The sequence below is a fragment of the Pseudoalteromonas sp. MMG033 genome (assembly GCF_057197785.1).
The window spans coordinates 156664-178952 of record NZ_CM170070.1; the positions used below are offsets into that span (position 1 = coordinate 156664).

At 42.0% G+C, this 22289-nt stretch carries 15 protein-coding genes; 3 read left to right on the forward strand and 12 right to left on the reverse strand.

Translation table 11 applies throughout. The features are described from left to right. Window positions 1-3: 3 nt before the first annotated feature. Both thrA and AC2CZC_RS00650 read right to left on the reverse strand, forming a co-directional pair. The gene (thrA, locus tag AC2CZC_RS00645; RefSeq protein WP_484583461.1) at window positions 4-2421 is read right to left on the reverse strand and encodes a bifunctional aspartate kinase/homoserine dehydrogenase I; all 2418 of its coding nucleotides are present in this window, start codon (window positions 2419-2421) and stop codon (window positions 4-6) included. Window positions 2422-2712: 291 nt separating this feature from the next. Next, a complete protein-coding gene (locus AC2CZC_RS00650) occupies window positions 2713-3078 on the reverse strand; it encodes a response regulator (protein WP_484583462.1) in 366 nt (121 codons plus the stop codon). A 209-nt stretch (window positions 3079-3287) separates the two neighbouring features. Between AC2CZC_RS00650 and AC2CZC_RS00655 the strand changes: the two genes are divergently transcribed. Both AC2CZC_RS00655 and rdgC read left to right on the forward strand, forming a co-directional pair. Then, complete coding sequence (locus AC2CZC_RS00655; RefSeq protein WP_484583463.1) at window positions 3288-5048, forward strand: ATP-binding protein; 1761 nt, start codon at window positions 3288-3290, stop codon at window positions 5046-5048. A 149-nt stretch (window positions 5049-5197) separates the two neighbouring features. Continuing rightward, window positions 5198-6106, forward strand: a complete 909-nt coding sequence (rdgC, locus tag AC2CZC_RS00660; protein WP_063361868.1) for a recombination-associated protein RdgC — start codon at window positions 5198-5200, stop codon at window positions 6104-6106. A gap of 45 nt (window positions 6107-6151) precedes the next feature. Here rdgC and AC2CZC_RS00665 read toward each other — a convergent pair whose 3' ends face one another. Next, window positions 6152-6991 carry an HDOD domain-containing protein gene (locus AC2CZC_RS00665; RefSeq protein WP_484583464.1) on the reverse strand — a complete coding sequence of 280 codons (840 nt, stop codon included), beginning with the start codon at window positions 6989-6991 and terminating at the stop codon, window positions 6152-6154. A gap of 218 nt (window positions 6992-7209) precedes the next feature. Here AC2CZC_RS00665 and AC2CZC_RS00670 point away from each other — a divergent pair, with 218 nt between their 5' ends. Then, a complete protein-coding gene (locus AC2CZC_RS00670; protein WP_484584820.1) occupies window positions 7210-8895 on the forward strand; it encodes a dipeptidyl-peptidase 3 family protein in 1686 nt (561 codons plus the stop codon). Between the two features lie 12 nt (window positions 8896-8907). On the opposite strand, the gene AC2CZC_RS00675 is transcribed toward AC2CZC_RS00670, so the two are convergent. The 9 genes from AC2CZC_RS00675 to AC2CZC_RS00715 all read right to left on the reverse strand — a co-directional run bounded on the left by AC2CZC_RS00675 (window position 8908) and on the right by AC2CZC_RS00715 (window position 22141). Further along, window positions 8908-9303, reverse strand: a complete 396-nt coding sequence (locus AC2CZC_RS00675; protein ID WP_484583465.1) for an HIT domain-containing protein — start codon at window positions 9301-9303, stop codon at window positions 8908-8910. An 87-nt stretch (window positions 9304-9390) separates the two neighbouring features. Beyond that, window positions 9391-10923, reverse strand: a complete 1533-nt coding sequence (locus AC2CZC_RS00680) for a M17 family metallopeptidase (RefSeq protein WP_484583466.1) — start codon at window positions 10921-10923, stop codon at window positions 9391-9393. A gap of 64 nt (window positions 10924-10987) precedes the next feature. After that, entirely contained in the window at window positions 10988-12685 is a 1698-nt protein-coding gene (locus tag AC2CZC_RS00685; protein ID WP_484583467.1) for a carbon starvation CstA family protein, read from the reverse strand. Window positions 12686-12795: 110 nt separating this feature from the next. Beyond that, window positions 12796-13842: a DNA polymerase IV gene (dinB, locus tag AC2CZC_RS00690; RefSeq protein WP_484584821.1), complete on the reverse strand. Its 1047-nt coding sequence runs from the start codon at window positions 13840-13842 to the stop codon at window positions 12796-12798. A 384-nt stretch (window positions 13843-14226) separates the two neighbouring features. Further along, a protein-coding gene (locus AC2CZC_RS00695; protein WP_484583468.1) for an IS3 family transposase occupies window positions 14227-15350 on the reverse strand; the annotation gives its coding sequence in 2 pieces (ribosomal slippage) (window positions 14227-15128 and window positions 15128-15350; 1125 coding nt in all). A gap of 245 nt (window positions 15351-15595) precedes the next feature. Next, on the reverse strand, window positions 15596-16849 hold the full coding sequence (locus tag AC2CZC_RS00700) for a GIY-YIG nuclease family protein (protein WP_484583469.1): 1254 nt from the start codon (window positions 16847-16849) through the stop codon (window positions 15596-15598). Window positions 16850-16853: 4 nt separating this feature from the next. Next, window positions 16854-18872 carry a DEAD/DEAH box helicase gene (locus AC2CZC_RS00705; protein ID WP_484583470.1) on the reverse strand — a complete coding sequence of 673 codons (2019 nt, stop codon included), beginning with the start codon at window positions 18870-18872 and terminating at the stop codon, window positions 16854-16856. 23 nt (window positions 18873-18895) lie between these two features. Then, complete coding sequence (locus tag AC2CZC_RS00710) at window positions 18896-21574, reverse strand: class I SAM-dependent DNA methyltransferase (protein WP_484583471.1); 2679 nt, start codon at window positions 21572-21574, stop codon at window positions 18896-18898. A 252-nt stretch (window positions 21575-21826) separates the two neighbouring features. Beyond that, window positions 21827-22141 (reverse strand): hypothetical protein, encoded by a 315-nt coding sequence (locus AC2CZC_RS00715; RefSeq protein ID WP_484583472.1) that lies wholly within the window; start codon window positions 22139-22141, stop codon window positions 21827-21829. Window positions 22142-22289: the final 148 nt, after the last annotated feature.

The following is a 22289-nucleotide window of genomic DNA, read 5'->3' on the forward strand; positions in this document are numbered from 1 at the left end:
CTCCTAGCGAGACAGTGTTTTTAAAATATCGGCAAAAACACCCGCAGCGGTAACTTCTGCGCCTGCACCGTATCCTCTAATCACAAAAGGCTTCGGCTGATAATACTGGCTTAAAATTGCCAACGCGTTCTCACCGTCACGAATATCATATAGCGCATGTTCTGAATCGACCGCTTCAATGCCAACGCGACAAATACCCTCTTTTATACTGCCAACATAACGTAACTTCTTGCCCTCACTCGCCGCACTTTGCACGCGATCTGCAAAAGCTGCATCCAGTTCAGGCAACTGCGCCATAAAATCATCAACGCCAGTATCAGCCGCAAATTGCTCAGGCACAACTGGTTCGACTTCAATATCACTTAATTCAAGTTCCAAGCCTGATTCACGTGCAATAATTAATAGCTTTCTAGCCACATCGGTACCAGATAAATCATCTCTTGGATCTGGTTCTGTAAAGCCGTTTCGCTTCGCTTGTGCAGTTGCTTCAGATAAGCTTAACCCATCTTCAATGGCACCAAACATATATGATAAAGAACCAGATAAGATCCCACTAAAGGACAGTAACTCATCCCCTGCACCAAATAGAAGCTGTAAATTATCGAGTACCGGTAACCCTGCACCGACGTTTGTTTCATATAAAAACTTGCGCCCTGATGACTGAGCAGCTTGTTGCAATGCTCGATAATAGGCCATGTCACCTGTATTGGCTTTTTTGTTCGCAGCAACCACGTGAAAGCCTGCTTTGAGAAAGTCAGCGTATTGATCAGCCAATCGTTCAGACGAGCTACAATCGACAATAACCGGATTGATCAGATGATTGCGCTTTACAAATTGTTCAAGTTCATTGAGCTCAAAGCCTTTATTAGCCTGCTTTAATTGGCTTTCCCATTGATCAAAAGCAACGCCTTCATGACTCAGCAAGCACTGCCTTGAGTTTGCCACACCATATAGGTTTAACTTGATATTGCGATTAGCAAGCCAGGCTTGTTGTTTTTCTAGCTGCTTAATTAACTCTTTGCCCACTAAGCCGCAGCCAAGCAAAAAGACATCTATTGACGGGACATGGGTGAAAAAGTTTTCATGGCACACCTTCATCGCATCTTTGCATAAGTCGCCCGACACAACCGCAGATATTGCGCTTTCTGTAGAGTCTTGCGCAATGGCCACGACATTTACTTGAGCTTGCGACAAGGATGCAAAAAACTTAGCCGCTAAGCCCTTATGTGACTTCATGTTGTCACCAACTAGGGTCACAATTGCAAGATCTTTACGAACTTCAACAGGTTCTATTAAACCGGCTTGTGTTTCTAATTCAAATGCCAACTCTAAGGCGCTTAAAGCCAGAGATAAGTCGTGTTCATAAACGCAAAAGCTAATGCTAAATTCACATGAAGATTGTGTGATTAGGACAATTGAAACGTTGTCGTTGGCTAGCGCACCAAATACCCTCGCAGCCATACCCACTTTGCCTTTCATGCCTGGCCCTGAAACAGTTAACATAGCCAGTTTATCCAAACTTGATAAGGCCTTTACAGGTTCATCACCACCGCCTTGGGAAGAAATGAGCGAGCCGGGCACGTCTGGATCATGCGTATTTTTAATTTCACAAGGTACATTTGTTTTCGCACACGGTAAGATGGTTTTGGGGTGCAATACTTTAGCGCCAAAATAGGCAAGCTCCATGGCTTCTTTATAAGATAAGCGTTCAACTTTTGTCGCTTTTTTTATGAGTCTTGGGTCAGCACTATATACACCATCGACATCAGTCCATATCTGACAAATATCTGCATTTAAACTCGCGGCCATAACCGCTGCCGAGTAATCAGAGCCATTTCGGCCTAAGGTTGTTAGCTCGCCTTCGACATTGCTGCCAGTAAAGCCTGCCATAACGAAGATGCCGTCATCCCTATCCTTAATATGTTGGCGAACCTCAGCTTTTGTTTTGTCTAAATCAACTTCTGAGTCAAGATGTTCTAAGTTCGTTTTTATACATGCTACAGCGTCTAACGCCTGAGCATTATGTGTTTTTAACATAGAGACCATCAAGGCAACGCTAATTCGCTCACCAAAGCTAATGACGTATGCATTAACCGCCGCAGGGCACTGCTTAAGCAGCTTAACGCCCTCCAACTTTTCACGAAGCTGATCCAACTGAGGCCAACCTAATACTTGACCATACTCAGATTCAACTTCCTGCCTCAAGCCTTCGCTGCGCGCGACAAATTCATTCCACTGAGCTGTGTATTGTTCACCTTTTTCTGCGCTTTGTGCCAAAGACACCAAACTGTCGGTCATACCGCCAGGTGCTGATAAGACAACGACAGCCTTATCACCACCGTAATTAAGAATTAAAGATCTGACCCGCTTCAAACAAGCCATATCGGCAAGTGATGAGCCTCCGAATTTTAAAACTCGCATAATCAATTTTCCTCATTCCAAAACCAAAAAAGGCCTGTGCTCTCAGTGAGCACAGGCCTTTTTCAAATATGCACGGACCTATGCCACTATCCAGTGTGGATGGTGGTCGTAATAATAATTGTCGCGTTACATAAAATTGGGTTCATGGTTTTTTGTTAACCTAACTAAAATTTGTTTATAAAATGTCTACGTGATTTAGATTGCCCGATTTACAGTCAACCTGTCAAGACGATAAATGAAAATTAAATATGCAAAATGTTCAAGATACATACAGGAATGTGAAAAGCTTATCTAACGGATACCGTATTCACTGAGTAAAGAAAGTAATTGCTCTGGTTTTACTGGCTTTTCAAGAAATTTAAGTGCGCCCAATTGAGCAACTCTCACTTTCATCTGATCTTGAATATCTGCTGATATCACCACCACATAAGTTTCTATTTTATTTGCTTTAATCGCTTCAAGGACACCAATACCATCCAGGATCGGCATAGTTAGGTCTAAACACAGCAAATCTATTTGCGAATTTTGCAATATTTCAACAGCCTCTTGGCCGTTTTTTGCCTGACTGATCTCAACATCAAGGTTGGAGCTCAAGCAACGCATAACTTGCTTACGTGCAACAGTAGAGTCGTCACACACTAACACGGAGTAGCTCATAAGAAGGTAAATCTTTATTGTTCTAGTAACAAATAAACGTTATTGTTGTCCTAATCTTATAACACAATAATCAACATCCAGTAAGTTTTTTATATACTCTTATATGTTGTAAAGATAGCAAGATAAACATTTATTTTTAGCCATTTATTGGCTAACTTTAAGTTTAACACGTGTGCTATAACATGGTCGTCAGGAGCTAAGAACTCTCCATGCTACAGAAAAGTCTGTCCAAAAAACTACTAACAAACGTTCTGTCAGTTTACTTTCTACTAACGTTCGTCGTCACTTGTGGACAAGTGGTTGCAGAATATGTCAATACCAAAGACTACATTCGTAACGAACTGACTATGTTACAGAAAACATTCAGCCGCAGCCTTACTCGTGCGATTTGGGAATTAAACACAAAGCAAACGGTCACCACCGCTGAGGGCTTGCTTGCGATACCCATGATTGAAGGGATCATCGTGCGTGATGACAGTGGTGAAATCATCTCGCAACTTGGCCGCTCCTTGAATATTCATGAACTCTACAGCCAACAACTTGTGCAAGAAGAAGCCCTCATTGAAGATACGCCTTCAGGGCTGTTTGGTTACACCTTTCCACTCATTTTCGAATTCTCTGGCCGTGCCACGCAAGTCGGCGACGTCACGCTATTTTCAAGCCGAGAAGTAGTCTTTAGCCGGATCATGATCTCTATTTATTTCTTGATAGGGAATGCCATGGTCAAAACAACCTTCTTAATTATTCTATTTTTGCTGGCGTTTAGAAAACTGCTCACCGAGCCGCTAACGGATTTGACTGAGCAAATTGAAGATTTTGAAGTGGATAATGTAGACGGCCACAAGATTGACATCGATACCACCGAGCGCAATGAGCTGAAAGTCATGGAAGAGGCATTCAACAAGCTCATAGATAAAGTGGCTGAATATCGAAAACAATTGGATCAAACCCAAAAAGAGCTCATCATTAGTAATGAAAAATTAGATCAACATAATATTCAATTGGAACAAGAAGTCGCGAGGAAAACCTCCAATCTCAGCCAAGCGATGATGGATCTCCAACAACAAAAATATGAATTAGAAAAACAAAAACTGACGTTAACAGAGGAAATAGACCTCAGACGTCAAACAGAAGAAGAACTACTGACTAAGCAAAATGAGTTGGAGAAATATGTCGACGAACTCAATATGGCCCAAGAGCGCTTAGTTGGCTCTGAAAAAATGGCAGCACTTGGGGGGCTTGTTGCGGGTATAACACATGACATTAATACGCCAGTCGGTATTGGCGTAACCGCAACGTCTTTCTTGCAAGAACGTTTAGATCAACTAGAGGCCGCTTACAAAGAAAAAACGCTATCACCTAAAGCGTTAGAAGAATTTATGCATGAAGCGAAGCAAAGTGCGAGCTTACTCACCAACAACTTAGCACGTGCTTCTGAGCTGGTGGCCAGCTTCAAACAAATTGCCGTCGACCAAGCAAGTGAAGCCGTTCGTACCATTAATTTTCAGCAATATTTAGAGGAAGTGCTGCGCTCATTGCACCCCAAGCTGAAAAAAACAGCACACGAAGTGAACATTGACTGCCCTGCTGATCTTACTCTCAACTTGCCAGCGGGTGCTATCAGCCAAATATTTACCAACCTGATAATGAACTCTTTGATCCATGGATTTGAGGGCGTCAATAAAGGCACCATAGATATTCAGATCACAGACGACAACGATGATGTGAAGATCGTTTATAAAGACAATGGTAAAGGCGTATCAGCTGCGCAACTAGAAAAACTGTTTGATCCGTTTTTCACCACTAAGCGAGATCAAGGTGGTAGCGGTTTGGGAACGCACATCACATTCAATCTTGTGAAGCAAACTCTCAATGGCGATATTGAAGTCAGTTCTGAAGAAGGTCAAGGGCTTACATATCACATACGTTTTCCAAAAGAAATGAAAGCACAGCAGGCTATGTTTAGCTAACCTCACGCTCTGGAGCGTGAATAAACCACTTTATTCACGCTTCACTAACACCCAGCTTTGTAAAATAATCAGCACTATAATTTTCGTTTTGCCCAGCCCCATAGGTTTGCTATGATGCAAGTCGATTTTTAACTTGGATATTTGAATATATGTGGTTCAGCAACCTAATCTGTTACCGTTTTAAACAAGATGTTTCGTACACACAAGAAGACTTTGAAAAAGCACTAGAGCAAGACATATTTCGCGCTTGTGGTAGCCAAGATATGAGCACCTTTGGTTGGGTAAACGCATTAGGGAAACACGGTCAAACCCTGTCTCACTTTTCACAAAATAGCATTCTTTTGTGTGCTAAACGCGAAGAAAAAGTACTACCCGCTGCCGTCATCAATGACATGGTTGCAGAAAAAGTTGAGCAAATTGAGCGTGAAGAAAACCGCCCAGTTAAGAAAAAAGAAAAAGACGAGCTCAAAGAAAATATCTTAGCAACATTGCTCCCTCAAGCATTTAAAAAGTCGAGCTTACAATTTGCTTTTATCGACCAAGAAAGTGGTTGGGTGATTGTAAATAGCGCGAGCTTTAACAAAGCCGAAGAGATGATGGCCTTGTTGCGTAAATCTTTGGGTACCTTGCCTATCGTGCCAGCATTTGCAAACTACGACCTAGATGTATTTTTAACTGACTGGTTGACTAAATTTGAAGCACCTGAAGGGTTTGCCATTGGCAATGACGCTGAATTGCAAGATGCTGCCGATGAAGGCGCACAGGTTAAGCTAAAACAACATGACCTTGCTAGCGATGAAATTAAGCTTCACTTGGAAAATGGTAAGCGTGTTACCAAGCTTGCATTAGATTGGAAAGAGCGCGTTCAGTTTTTATTACAAAATGATGGCTCAATCAAACGCGTTAGCTACAACGATGCACTCAAAGAGCAAAACGCGGATATTCCAAAAGAAGACTTGGCAATTAAACTAGATGCTGACTTTATCCTCGTTTCTGAAGAAGTCAAAGAGTTGCTTGAAGACCTCACCAAAGAGCTTGGTGAAAAAGACGACCTATAATAGACAAAAGGGCCAACTGGCCCTTTTTACTTTACATAATCCGCCTTAGGCAAACATCGATTTCACATCTGTTAGCAGGTCTAAATACGCGTCATCCGTAAACATATCAATAGAGCGAAGCACACCTTTTTCTTCATAGACCCCAAGTGCAGCAGCTTTGTCTGACACTTGTAAAATGCCCTCTACAATGGCCCCTGCACGAATAAAGTCAACGTAGCAAACGTATTCTGGCTTATAATTCGGATTCGCCCAGCTCTCTGCCACTTCAACAAAGTCATCAGTAAAGCCCCACTCACGCATAATCGCTCCGCCAATGCGCCCTGCTAACTTCTGAATTGCATGCGCTAAGAAGCTGGGATTGGCGAACACTTCTGGGTGCTTTTCAGCCTCAGTTAAAATCGGCAATACCCCAATGTTAAACACCAAAGATGCTAGCGTAATGGTATCTTTATTCAGTGAAGTATGCTTGTTTAAGCGCAGATAAAACTCCATGGTAGAAATGGCCTGACAAGCAACTTTTAACGTTTTTTGCCATGCCTTGTCCATGTAGGTTTTGATTAACTTATTGTTAGAAACAAACAACTGCTCCATCGCCATCGCCGTTGCGATGTTTTTAATTTGCCGCAAGCCGATTCGGGTCACAGCCTGATTGAGCGTATTGACTTTAATAGAGCGCCCCATAAAGCCACTGTTTGCAACCTTAATCATACGTGCAGCCAATGCTGGGTCATGAGAAATGACATCCGCCATTTGCAACAAGTTTACTTCAGGGTCGTCGGCAGCCTGACGGACTCGAACAGCAACTTCGGGGAGTGTAGGTAAGACAAGTGTGTCATTATTGATTTTATCGACAAGAATGGTAAGTAATGCGTTTTCTGTAGACATATGGTCAAGTCCTTTAAATTCGCCACTTAACTATGGCCTTATAATTTTTACTGCTTTAAGTATTGTCTAACTTCTCGATAAAGTTAAGAAAAGTATAAAAATTATTCTTAGCATTTAGGCACGAATAAATACTTCGTTTTAACTGTTTGCTCAATTGCTATTTTTTAAGCATCATAGATGCCTCACAATCATAATAACTAAAATCTCAAGGGTAAATGATGAAACTTTCTAAACTATCCAGTGCTATTTTGGTCGCCTCAGGCTTGCTAGTAAGCGCATGCTCTCAACAACCATCAGAAAAAGCAGAAACTAAGCAAGCAGAAAAGCAATCTTCTGCAACACATTCATTGATAGATATTGATCCGCAACGACTCAATATTTATACCGAGGTCACTTTAACAAGCGATTTGAGTCACCTTAATGACAACCAGAAAAAGATGATTTCACTGCTCATTGATGCATCAAAAATAATGGATGATTTATTTTGGAAACAAGCTTTCGGTCAAAATAAATCCGCATTCCTAGCGGGCATCAAGGATGACAAAGTACGCCAATTTGCCGACATTAATTATGGTCCTTGGGACCGTTTAGATGGCGACAAAGTATTTCTGAGCGGATTTGAAGACAAAACACCCGGCGCACAGTTTTACCCAAGTGATATGACTAAAGCGGAGTTAAACCAAGCTGAATTTAAAGACAAGCAAGGTCTTTACTCCATGGTAAAAAGAGATGAGCAAGGAAACCTATATTCCGTACCCTACGCCACTGAATATAGAGCTGAGTTAGAACAAGCTGCAAACCTGCTCAGAAAAGCAAGCTCATTGGCTGTAGATAAGCAGTTTTCTAACTACTTAAACCTTCGCGCAGATGCCTTATTAAATAACAGCTATCAACCTTCTGATTTTGCATGGATGGAGATGAAAAATAATCCCATCGATGTCGTCATCGGCCCCATTGAAACATACGAGGATCAATTATTTGGCTATCGCAGTGCATTTGAGTCTTATGTATTAATTAAGGACTTAGCATGGAGTGAGCGTCTAGCTAAATTTGCGGCCTTTTTACCAGAACTTCAAACAGGTCTACCAGTTGCGCAAAAATACAAGCAAGAAGTACCAGGTTCAGATGCAGATCTCAACGCCTATGATGTAGTGTACTACGCAGGTCACTCAAACGCTGGCAGTAAAACAATTGCCATCAATCTCCCTAACGATGAGCAAGTACAACTAGAAAAGGGTACCCGTCGACTTCAGCTTAAAAATGCAATGCGTGCTAAATTTGATAAAATTTTAGCCCCTATCGCTGATGAACTGATTGTGCCAGAACAGCGCAAGCACATTACCTTTAACGCATTTTTCGCCAACACCATGTTTCATGAAGTTGCCCATGGCCTAGGTATTAAAAATACCATTACAGGTAAGGGCACTGTTCGACAGTCACTACAAGAGCACGCCAGTGCAATCGAAGAAGGCAAAGCCGATATCCTAGGTCTATATATGGTTGAGCAGCTTTTAAAAAAAGGCGAAATTGCTGAAGGTACTTTGGAAGATTACTATGTCACTTTTATGGCCGGTATATTCCGATCAGTTCGCTTTGGTGCATCCAGTGCACACGGCAAAGCCAATATGATCCGCTTTAATTTCTTTAAACAAGAGGGCGCGTTTTCTAAAAATGCACAAGGCCTTTATCAGGTAGATATGGATAAAATGGGCGCCGCCATGGAGAAATTATCAAACTTGATCCTCACATTACAAGGAGATGGTGATTACCACAAAGTCGACCAACTCATTGCAACCCACGGTGATATAAAAGCTGAACTGCAAGCTGACTTAGATAAACTTGCAGATGCGAATATCCCAGTAGATGTGACATTTAAACAAGGTAAAGCCGTATTGGGCCTTTAGCCATGAAAGGCGCTACAGTGCGAGCGCCTTTTTCAATTCTATAAGCTGCTCATCCGTATACGGTATTGCAGGATGCAGACCCCAAACAGGTTTTGGCCACGCGACATCATGCGTAAAACGCGCAATATGGTGTACATGTAACTGTGGCACCATATTACCAAGGGCAGCGACATTAAGCTTTTCAGGCGTAAAAACTGCCATTAACAATTCACTCAACTGCTTTGACTCCTGCCAAAACTGCTGTTGCTGCTGCTCATTTAAATCAATGATCTCACGCGCGCCATCGACTTTAGGGACCAGAATAAACCAAGGATATTGGCTATCATTCATTAAAAGCACCGTACTTAAAGGCCATTGCGCTAATTCAATACAATCTCTTTGTAATTCTGGGGCAAGTTCAAATGCCATTTTTTCTACTCCGATAAAAAAGCAGATAACGAGTATCTGCTTTAGGGTAATTTTATTTAGTTAGAGCACAAAAGGCTCTATCAATCTTTACAGGCAATAACGTGCAAACAAACTGCTCACAGTTGCAGCCGTTGGCTTACCATGCTGCCAATCACCGCCTTCAACACCGCTACCTGCAATGTCCATATGAACGTAAGGTAAAGGTAGTTCAGAATCACAACCATGTTTATCCAAGCCACCCACAATCGCCAAAAATGCCATAGGGAACTGGTGACCACGTGCTGTCACAGCTGATGGCGCATTGTTACTTGAAAGCACATCATCCGCCAACGTGCGAGGCTGAACAAAATCGTAATCTTCACGACGGCTGCGAGATACCTCTGCACAATCAGCCCAAATATCGCCTTGATCAGCAATTTGGCGTGAAACCGCATTAGCTCGTGCCGGACCGTTTTCAACAAACGCACTGTATGGGCCCATCGCGCGCGCTGCGTGACCTGTCAATGTTGCCACAGTGAACAGCTCAGGGTTAACTTCTGATTTAGCTAAATCTTTCATTTCACTTAGCAGATCGCCCATCGCTAAACGCCCTTCTGCGTCGGTATTACCGATACGAACACGTACGCCCTCGCGAGTTTCGATGATTTCATCAGGCACAAAGCAATCAGAGCCAATTGAATTTCGAACAACCGCCAAGTAAGCAATCACTTTCACACCTTTTGGCTGATACTCTGCTACTGATTTCATAAAGCCTGCAACAGATGCTGCACCGCCTTTATCGCGGCTCATGCCTGCCATAAAACCACCCACTTTCAGGTCTGCTCCACCCGTGTCATAAACAAGGCCTTTACCGACGAACATCAATGTGCGTTCAATATCGCCTTCAGGTACATATTCCATCTTAACCACGCGTGGGTGATGACGCTCAACGGCATACGATGCACGGGCCACAGTGCCAAGCATAGGGTAGTCTTTGTCAATGGCATTAATGTCTGAGATCACCTCAACTTTGACTGAGGTGTTTTCAAACAATGAAACACAGTAGTCAGCAAAGCGCGGCGGTGCCATGCGCTCAGGTTCAGTACCACATAAATCACGTGCCGCATACTGACCCGCGGCAATGGCATTGATCTGAGCACACATAGCGTCATCAGCATCAACCAAGAAAATCTGCTCAACCGGTTCAATATGCTCGCCGCGATACTCACGCGCTTCTAGTGGTTGCCACAATGTTTGACAAGCACCTAAAAAAGCAACTTGTAACGCATTTTTATAACGTTCGTCACTTGGTACACCCGCTAACACGATCACAGGTTTCACAGCACCTGACGCTTTTGCTTGTGCAATGGCAGCTTGGCCCGCGGCAAAAAAGCGGCGCACATCATCATAATCACGGTTAAGTGGACCTGTTGGTGCGATAATTAAACGCTGCCCCGGCACTTGAGGTGCTAACAAAACATTCGCTTGAGTGGCCAAACGCGCATCAACGGCTAAATACGGTGCGGCTATGTCATTAAGTTGCGGATCGCCTAAATCGTTTACATCAGATGTGATAACGATCACTGCATCGGCATCGCTTTGCTGCCAGTTAGAAGCTGGCAATGAGAGAGGAAAAGACATAAAAATGGCCCTTATTCTTGTAATTTAAGGGCCAATTATCGGTTATTTAGACGCAAGAGCCAAGCTAGCTGCTCGATTCTTCACTGTCCGGAGCAGCTTCCGCTGTACTTTTGAGTTTACTGACAACACTCCATGCTTCGAGCATAACAAGGACACTCACCACCAAAACCACAATATCCAGGCCAACCAATAGCCAGTTACCTTTCTCATAGTATTCACCCAATTTAATAAGACCGGCAAAAAAGGCCATTAAAATAACAAATATCATGGGGATTAATGTAAATTTTGCGGGTCTGCCAAGCTTGATAAGGTACACCGAAATAACCAACAAGGTTAAGCTTGCTAGAATTTGGTTCGTAGAGCCAAATAAAGGCCAAATGATCATGCCACCGCTTCCTGAAGCACCACCAGCGCCAAAAGCCAATAACAAACAACATCCTACTGCGACTAAGGTAGCAATAATGCCATTTTTCAAAATAGGGAGTTTATAAATATCACCCCACTCTTGGATAATGTAGCGCTGCAATCGAACACCTGAGTCCATCGTGGTACCTGCAAACAACACCACCATCACAGCCAGTAATGTAGAAGCTATCTCCGCAGACAGTCCCCAACCTGTGCTTATCAAGTTTGAGCCACCTTGAATGAATGCACCCACTGAGCCCGCACCTAAATGGCTATAAATTTCATGCCACTCTTCTGGAGAAACCGCCAGCATCACACCACTGACGGCCACCAGCGTGATCAGTGCTAAAGAGCCCTCACCAATTGCGCCTAAATACCCAACAAATCGCCCGTCGGTCTCTTTATTTAATTGTTTGGAACTTGTGCCTGAAGACACGATACCATGAAAACCAGATACGGCACCGCATGCAATCGTGACAAATAGTAGCGGAATAATACTGGGGGTATCTATTGCGGTTTGTGTATTGAAAGCGGGTGCAGTGATGTCTGGCATGACGACAAATACCGCTCCGTATAAAAGAACAAGGCCAACCAGCAATTGCATGCCATTAATAAAGTCACGGGGTTGAAGTAACATCCAAACTGGTAATAGCGAAGCAACCGCCGCATAGACGAATAAAATTAAGATCCAACTGGCTTTATCTGTTAGCCCAAACACTTCACTTGGCAGTGCAATCGGCATTCCACTACCTGCATAGATCGTTGCATACAACACCACAACACCAACCAGACAGAGCGGAATTAATGGCACTTTACGCTTTAACAGTTGGCCGATAATAAGTGCAACGACAATAGCAGCCCAAGCAGGGAAAACAGCATTTGGATTAGCAACAAATGAATTTGCGATCACCACACCAAATACGGCGTTGACCATCAGCAATACCAAAAATACCACAATCATAAACAGTGAACGTGTGCGTTTACCTATGACTGACTCAGACAGCGCCCCCATGGACTTACCTTTGTGGCGTGCACTGGCCCATAAAGCGCCCATGTCATGCACACCAGCAAAAAAGATAGTACCAAAGACCACCCATAAAACAGCTGGTACCCACCCCCAATATACAGCGATCGCAGGGCCGACAATGGGAGCTGCGCCAGCAACAGATGTAAAATGGTGTCCCCAAAGTACCACTTTATTGGTTGGGACAAAGTCAACACCATCGTTAAATTCATGGGCAGGGGTGACGAAGTTATCGTCCATTTTAAAGATTTTCGTTGCGATAAACTTGGAGTACACAAACCAGCCAAATAGCATCCCCAAGATACCAAACAATACGATCATGATAGATTGCATGGGTTGTCCTCAGTGTTATTGTTGTATTAACACCACTTTAACACGGAAAACTGCAATTTCAGTTATATTTTAGTCGCACAGACGGGCTGAGATAAAATGACACCACAGCGTCAATTAAATAACCCCATTTGAATTTGATTGCTCGGCGCATCACCCAAACCAATTTGCACCCCAACTAAACGAACTGGTTTATTGCCATGACGAGCAATGGCTTGCTCTAATAAAGTGCACAAAATATCTGGATCAATATGGCTACATTGGCATTCTTTTGTGGTTTGAGAAAAGTCGTAAAACTTCACTTTCACACCCAACTTAGTGAAGGCACGCTCTGTTTGATACCCTTCACTGCGACGAGTCAATTCAGGTATGAGTTTGTCACATAAAATCGACTTTAATTGCGTCAGATCTTGGATATCTTTTTCAAACGTGGTTTCAACCCCCACAGATTTACGCACACGTTCCGTTTCAACACCCCGCTCGTCTATTCCTTGGCACCGTCGCCAAAGCACCCTGCCAAACTTGCCAAAGCGGTGTGCCATTTCATCCAAGCTTAAGCCTTTCACATCCTTGCCGTGCACTAGGCCACAAGCCAATAATTTTTCATGTGTGACCTTACCGACTCCCGGAATTTTGCGAAGTGGTAGCTCATCGATAAACGCATCTACACGCTCTGGCGTGATCACGCATTGTCCATTGGGTTTGTTTTCATCACTGGCTATTTTTGCCAAAAATTTAATTGGCGCAATACCTGCTGATGCAGTGAGCCCAGTCTCATTAAAAATATCTTTGCGGATTTGTTCTGCAATTAATGTGGCACTGCCATGAAATGCAGTGCAATCAGTCACGTCAAGATAAGCCTCATCTAATGATAAAGGCTCTATCAACGACGTATACCTTGCGAAAATAGCACGAATTTGATGGGATACTTCTTTATAGACCTGCATACGCCCTGGCACAATGACAAGCTGAGGACAGAGTTGCTTGGCCTTATAATTAGACATGGCTGAGCGCACACCATATTGACGTGCAATGTAATTAGATGTTGAGAGCACGCCTCGGTGGCTTCTGCCTCCAATGGCCATTGGCACATTAGCCAACGAAGGGTTGTCGCGCATTTCTACCGCCGCAGAAAATAAACTTGCAGTAAAATTTTGTATATTCGAAGTAAAACTAGATAAAGAATATAAAAAACAACCGTATACAAAACTTTATTTCGTCTAAACTGGGTATACAGTTTTTTTTGTATATCCGCTAAAAATAAATCGGCCATACAAGATAATACTCATTCGTCTTAGAATTTACGGACAACACTTTTTTCGATGTGAAGCATATAAAACGTTCTCTATTGTTCGAAAAACACTTGAAAATGCTCAACTAATGAGGTTTATGCTCTCTTATGGATGCAATGGTCGAATTCAGAGCCTCCCCACAGTGCAAAGCTCTGAATTCAAATTACTCGGCCAATTGACCGCATAATAAATGACCGGCACCATTTTCCAATCTAGATTTCGTTTCTGATCTTCCCCTGAAACTCTAGACACCTAGCTTACCGATTTATATTGGTTCTCAAACTCTTCAGGGGACTGATGGCCTAGATGGCTGTGCAGTCGTACTCGATTGTAAAATATTTCTATATAGTCAAACAAGTCTGCCCTTGCTTCATTTCTAGTCGCGTAGATTTTTCGCTTCACTCGCTCCGTTTTTAGTGAGTGGAAGAAACTCTCAGCAACAGCATTATCCAAACAGTTTCCACGCCTACTCATACTGCTTGTTAGATTATTTGCCGTTAAGAACGCCTGATAGTCCTCACTTGTATATTGACTGCCTTGGTCGCTATGCACGATAACATTAACGTTTGGTTGCCTGCGCCATACCGCCATTAACAGTGCTTTTATCACTATTTCACGTTTCATTGTGGGCTGCATAGACCAACCAATGACTTTGCGTGAGAATAAATCGATAACGATTGCTAAGTACAGCCAGCCCTCATAAGTTTTTATATAGGTGATATCGGTGACCCAAGTGGTATCAGGCTCAGCTACCACAAATTGTTGTTGTACATGATTATCCGAAATGACAGATGACATGGACGATTTAAAATAACGACGCTTATAACCCAAATTAGCTTTGAGTTTGGCTTGCTGCATTAGACGCGCCACGCGATTCTTACCAAAACGCATGCCATTACGTCTTAGTAGAGCAGTAATTCGAGGGCTACCATAAACGCCTCCAGACTCAACAAACGCTTCTCTTATCTCTTTGGTCAGTTGTTTGTTTTCAATTGCCCTAATGGACTCAGGCTCATTTAGCCAAGCATAAAAACCACTTCGATGAACGTTAAGCACAGTGCACATTTGAGTGACTTTCCACTTATCGAGGCGAGACTTTATGAACGCGTATCTTTCCTTGACTCGCTTGCAAAGAACGCGGCGGCCTCCTTTAATATGTCGCGCTCCTGAGTAACGCGTTTTAGCTCAGCTTTTAACCGCTTTATTTCGTCGCTTTCTTTATTCTGTTTAGGCGTTTTTTTTGCCTTACTCACCCAGTTATAAAGTGATTTATCAGTAATACCGAGGCGATTTGCAACATCTTTAATTGCATAGCCATTATCGATGACCTGACGAACTGCTTCGTCTTTAAATTCTTGTGGATATTTATTTCTCATAACACCTTCTATCTTACTTCATTTTCAAAATAAAAGATGTCTAGTTATTTAGGGGAAGATCACTTTGCTTTAACCACATTTTTGTATTGATTGAAAAGCGGGTAACATTCTATTTAAAGTTATAATGCATGCCATTGATACATCCCCAACATTAAACTGGAAATATGTAATTATTGGTCAGCTATATTTGCCAAGTTCATTGTTCTTGTAGGGCTGGGAAAAACATTTTTGGCAACCAAACAAGGTTATTTTTCAACCAACCTACCCGTTGTATTATCCATCCGGTACAAAGAAATTGTCCCATCAAGGATGTATTTGATCACCTCTAACACTGTATTAAGTGGAACATGAAACCACTCTTTTGGGGTGTATGTCTGTCCTGAATGACCTTTGAGAGTGATGTTCAATCTTCTATGCCCTAAGAAACCATGAATTAGCGTTTCTAGCTTATGCGCATCAATGTTGTAGCACTCCGTAGTCATAACTACTCGGACAGGTGCTTCTAAGAATGTCCTGTCCTTTTCTGCATACTTAATACGATCCTCCACTGTGCCATCAGTAAATCCAACCTTGTATAGGTTTGATTTATATTCCGCTAAAGCTGCATCTGTGCTCTTTGTTGCCAACACATAGACGAGTCCGGTTGGAACAGGGGTATCATCAGGAATAAGGGGGGCGCCATCTCTTATAACCTTAGAGCCTTGCTCATCACGAACTAACCCATGAGTCAGGGACTGAAATAGCATATTCAATTCAGTTCCGTTGGCAAATATCAGGTGCAGTCGAGCGTTGTAAGAGCTGTAGCCCTCTAAACGTTCTCCTACTGAACGTACGAAGCCCATTACACCATTGAGGATGAATGTGTCCCCTACATTGATTTTTAATTCATGACGGAATCGTTCTAACGATGCAGAGCCAGACTTCAACTCTTGTTGAACAAGGTCAAATATTGGAGAGTAGCGATGGAAGTCAGCACAAGGCTGACGTTTTGCAATCTCGTCAGGTTGTTCTTTTCTTTCCACTGGTACATGGCGCATTGTGAAAAGTTCCGGCGCATCAAATTCTAATAGGTCATCGTCATCATCGAAGATATCATCAAGTGATGTGACTAGTTCAGCTTTATCTAGCTCAGATTCGTTAGGCTTAGGTTGTTCACTGATAAAGTCATCAGACATATCTATCTGAGCTACTGAATCGCCCTGTAACAAATCATATGGGTCATATTGAGCTAATGCTTTACACTGTTCAGGATTAGCTTTAAATGCCTTTAAACGACGAGCTAGGCGCTTCTCATCAAATGCTTGAGCGTCACTGCTTGGTAGACGGCTGTTCTGTTCGTAAAAATCTGAAATTTCTTCAAACTGGCTCGCTAATATATTTCCAGCTGGAGCTTTAACCTTCAGAGGATCAACATCAAGCAGCCCCAAGCTATCCTCTTCTAAGAAGATATCATCCAAATCGACCTTTTCGACTGCTTTGGAAGTACGTAGTCGGATCATTCAATTACCCCTGCTTTGCCATTCGTTGTTGCTTCATTTTACGAATGTAAGCAAGGACTTCAGCATAGCGCTGCTCGATTGGATCAGAAGAGTTCAATGAAGGTTCACGTTGATGTTCAACTCTGAATGACTTGATTCGAGGCCAAAGCATCACCGCTTCTTCCTCAGAGACGTTCGCTTGGTTCGCTCTTACAGTTTGTTGGATGGTCTTAAGTACATCGGCATCCACTGACTTAGATAAGATCTCATAAGCCCCATGAAAAGGGTTCACGGAATCAATTAAATCAATATTCAAGTTTTCAATATTCACGAATTTATCACCCATTTTAATGAACTGATTATTCGAACCTGAATCACCACCTTCTGAAGAGTCTTTCCCATAAGAGTTATCGCCTTCTTCAATAACCGCATCATCAGGAAGATCTTTACCGTCTATTAAGCCACCTTGCTGCCCGATATAAATGCTCTGTAAAACTCCAGTTCTGACTTGCTCTATTTCATGTTCTTCAAGATCTGGGTACAAGGTTTGAATGACTGATGGAAGCTCAATCTCATTGATAACCTCAGCAGGCATTGTTTCCGAAATTGCCCCCTTGATCACAGACTCTTTAGCAACAAGTGCTGATAAAATCTCGCCTTTATCGCCATTAAGGATGTCCATCACTTTTTGTGAAACAGGTACGGTGGTATCATCAACAATAACCGTGTTCGCAGGCAGATCTCTACCGTCCCATTGAGACCGAGGTTTAAACTGGATGCTTGGAGCTAATATTTGCTCCATTAATAGTGATGTTGTGATGGCTTTAAGCATATTGTTTACAGATACCTTGACGTCATCATCCTGAGCATCAGGCTGAGCAATAAGGTTCGTAAACTGAGCATGACTTTTACCTTCACTGTCACGAGTAGCTCGACCAATGATCTGAACAATTTCCGTCATAGAGCTGCGGTAACCGATAGTCAGGACATGTTCACAATAAGGCCAATCAAAACCTTCTTTTGCCATGCCTAATGCGATGATAACGTCCATCTGCTCAGCAGACTCAATATCACGCAAGTAAGCCTGAACCTTAGGACGCATATCACTATCATCAACTAAGTTAGCAACCTGTAATGTCCTGCCAGAATGCTTGCATCTCACCTGATAAATGCCATTGTCAGGATCTTGCATGATAACATCACCTAGTACCTCAAGAATGGAATCAACCTCTGTGTATTTATCCTTAGTTGATTCACCAGAGTTCACATTTGGGATATGAACAATGGTCTTCTTAGTTGAGTCTAATACCGAAGGCAGGGCGTTGATATAGGTGCCTTGATAAAAATGATACCCAATACCTAAGGTCTTTAAGTATTTATAACCATTAAGCTGCTCGTAATAGGTGTAAGTTACTTTGGTAAACATAGCTTCATCTTCAGGGAGCAAGATAGGAACCGTGTCACCTCTGAAGTAAGAGCCGGTCATGGCAAGAACATGAGCTGATGATTGCTTCATTAAATCATCAATTAATCCACCCAAACGGCTATTTTCATCAGCTGAAACATGATGAAACTCATCGATAGCAACAAAACAGTTATCAAAATCACTGGCAGATAGCTTACCGAAGACACTTCTAAGTGTTGAATGAGTACAAACTAATGTTTGATCATCACTTTCCATAAAGCGCTTAAAAGCATTCGCTTTACCGCTTTCGCTACCACTGATACATAAGTTGTTTTCTGGCTTAACAGTCCAATTAGCAAAGAAGCCGAATTTCATCAGGTCAGTGTCTTTGAAAGATCCACCTATAGACATTTCAGGTACAGCAACGATTACTTTACGGACACCTTGATTGATTAGCTTATCCAGCCCCAAGAACATTAGTGCCCTTGACTTACCTGACGCTGGCGGAGCTTTTATCAATAAGTATTGACTAGCACGCTCAGCGAATGCACGAGCCTGCATTTCTCGCATACCCATATCATTATGAGAAGCGCTTTGACCTGTTTGGCTATAGCTAACGTGTAGGATATTGTTTCGCATTATTTTACACCTTACCAACTTCTTTATTTTTGATTAGCTGTCATTTCTTCATAACGTTCTATCAGACAAGCTAAACGATCAGAAGCATCTCTAAAAGGCTTCGAACGGTACAACTTATCAACAGCTGTATCTAATTTTTGATGCGCATCTAGTAGATCTTGAGGCATAGACTCTGGGTTATACAATTGCGCGAGTGTCTTGCCTGGGTGATCTTCTCTAGCAAATAGAATACCTTCAGCTAAACTCTCAAGTTCAGCTCTTTGTATATCACTAGGGGTAATCCATGGGAAAGTGTTATAAACAACTGACGCGGAGTACCTGTAATCACTTTTCATTCTACCTGCAACAAGCCTCATCCAGTCGTTGTGCAGAAGTGAAGATAGAATTGCAAACTCATACATTGTCCCATTAGGGATAATGTAATTCAGGTTCGTTGAAATGACATGTTCATCGAACATTCCTACAGGAACATATCTTCTTCTTGCAGAAGAAACGCTTGGCATAAGAATATACTGGCTAGGGTTATTCAAATCTCGAAACTGATGAGGTCTATCAGCTAGCTTTTGAGTCCCTTTATCGGAACTATTTCTTCTTTGTTCTTCCACCTTTTCAACACGTTGCAATACATGAGGCATTGATAGTAAGTCGTCTTTTGTTGCATTTTTTAACCATAAACACCAGCGTTCTTTGGAGTTCAAAAACTCATCAGCTCCCAATACTTTTTTGATCCATTTTTTTGCTGCTGGCTCGTTTGAAATAAGATCGTCTCTTTCAGTTCGGTTCAGTAGCAAATGACCGCCATCGTTAGGCATGTTCCCAAACAGTAAATTAGGGATTGAAGGGTTGATAGGTGTCTTAGTTGCCACTACGCAAGTACTACCACCTTCCAACAAATATGGACTAATTCTGTCGACAACTTTTGAGTGCCACTCTTTTTCTACTAATTCAAATAGAAGACCTTTCTTTGCTTTAGCTGTTAACCCCACAATAACTACGTGGACAGCAGCCTTATCTTTAGCATTGTTCGCCCAACTAAAAGTTGGATAGGCTAGGTGAATGCTCACTCCTTTTTTAAAAACGCTTGGCCATAGTGTTCCGACCTGCTCGCCCTGAGAAATAGAGTTGGTTGATACTAATGCCAATTCCGCATTCGTATCTTTTATATATTCAGCACCTTTCCAAAACCAGCACGCAACATAATCTAGCAAGCCTAAAGATTTAAACCCTTTAAAGACTTTTTTCATTTCTGTACGCTGAGCTTCACTTCGCCCACGATGCCCTTTAAACGGAGGGTTACCAATTAAGTAGATTTCATCAGAGCCAGAATTAACACAAACTGTATTCCAATCAATGTTTAAGCTATTCCCACTTACTATCTTACCTGTTGCTTTAAGCGGTAAGGCTGGCTCAGCAGGGCCAATGTGCTCTTCCCACTGCTTGTTGACTTGATGTTCCGCCAACCACAAAGAAAGACGGGCTATCTCACAGGCAAAATCATCGATCTCAATGCCGTAAAACTGATCCAAATGAATGTTACTGATAAAGAAACCTTGATCGATCTTCATCAGTGCTTGAATGACTTCAATCTCAAGAAGGCGCAACTCTTTGTAGGCGATAATAAGGAAATTGCCCGAACCACAAGCTGGATCAAATACTTTAATTTCACCTAGCCGAACAAGTAACCGCTTAAGCCCATTAGCGCTGTCGCGTTGTTTCTCAAGCTCCGCTCGTAACGGGTCAAGAAACAGAGGTTGAATCACCTTCATGATATTGCTGTAGGAGGTGTAATGCTGCCCTAACCGAGCCCGCTGTTCTACATCAATAACCGCTTGAAACATACTACCGAATATGTCTGGGTTAATTGCACTCCAATCTTCTAAGCAACACTCAATGAGAATACGACGACCCTTCTTCCCCAAACTAGGAATAGCTTCATTGGCCTCAAATAATCCACCGTTCACGTAAGGGAAATCAGTCAGGTGCTCAGGTAACCTCGAGCGTAACTCGCTACCTTCAACGCTATTGAGGACTAAAAAGAGATCATGAAGAAACTGATCTAAATCGCTTCCATCTTCAGATGTTACACTCTTGATCGCTGCGGTAAATTGCCCTTGTTGTGGGAAAATCCCAGTATCCTCAGCAAACAAACAAAATAGTAAGCGGGTCAGAAAGACATTTAAGGCATGGATATCTTCTGGTGTATTGAGGTCATTGTGAACACGGATAAGGTCGAATAGCTTACCCATTTTTACAGCAGCTTTTACATCCGCAGGCTTTTCACTATTCAATATCGCTTTTTCAAGTCCCACTAGTGGCAAGAAAAAGCTATAATTTCGGTGTAAAACCTCAAAGTCGATGTCTAAACGCTCACTGGTCGCGGTATCCCAAGACAAAAATCTTTTAAAATCAGTTATTAAAATATAACGAATTTTATTCTTAGCTATAATTGGATCTACTATGACTTCATCTAAAACAGTATCAATATCTTGACCTTCATTTACCGGCAAGTAATACAGTTTATTTTTCAGTCCGACATGGCCTTCAATCTTAGCAACATTGCGGTTGCCACCTTGACGGATTTGAGTAATAGTAGCTTTGGGAAACTTAAATGCAGTTAGGAATCCGTAAATGAATTCACTGGGATCTGATGCTTGAACAATTTGCTCAAGCTGTTCAAAAATTCTGGCTTGATTGACAGCCATGGCACTTCCTTTTCCGAGGCACTGATAATTAGCTCTAGGATACCTTTTAAACCGAACTGAGTCATTGATTTAAAGGTAAAAATTTAATTAAAAATTATTTATGGAAGGGGAATTTACTTATTTCCAGCTATTACCTCTTAAGTTGCCTTTGCAAATCCAATGGAAGCTGATTCAATAACAAATCCAATGTTTCCTTAACGTTTCGACATTCCAACTCCTTAACAAGGGCTCGAAGCTCTTGAACATCATCGACTAAATCTGATCTTCATCTGGTAACGCTGTATGTTTGGATAAAGAAACTAAACTGTTTTCATTATACCCCTCAATCCACTCTAGAAATCTTCCCAAATGATTGCAAATTTTGTAACTTGCACTCTGACCAATCTCCTTTAAATTAAATTCCTCAACTTTTAGTTTTGTTTCATAATCAACTGTATTATGTTCATCAATTCTCAATTGAGAACGTTGAGTAAATCGAGCAAAAAGGCATGGCAAAAGTATAGGGTTACGACTATCGTCCAGATATATGTAGTGTCCATTAATTTTCTTATCATTATATCGATACATATATCTTTCAATCTAAAAGTTAAGGTCACAGCGAGTCTAATTCATAAGCACCACACTTACAAATTCTTCTAAAAAAGACTATTAAAAGTTTTTCACGCTGAGAGATACTTTGAAAATCAAAGATTAAATAAGAAAGCTTTTAAGCTTT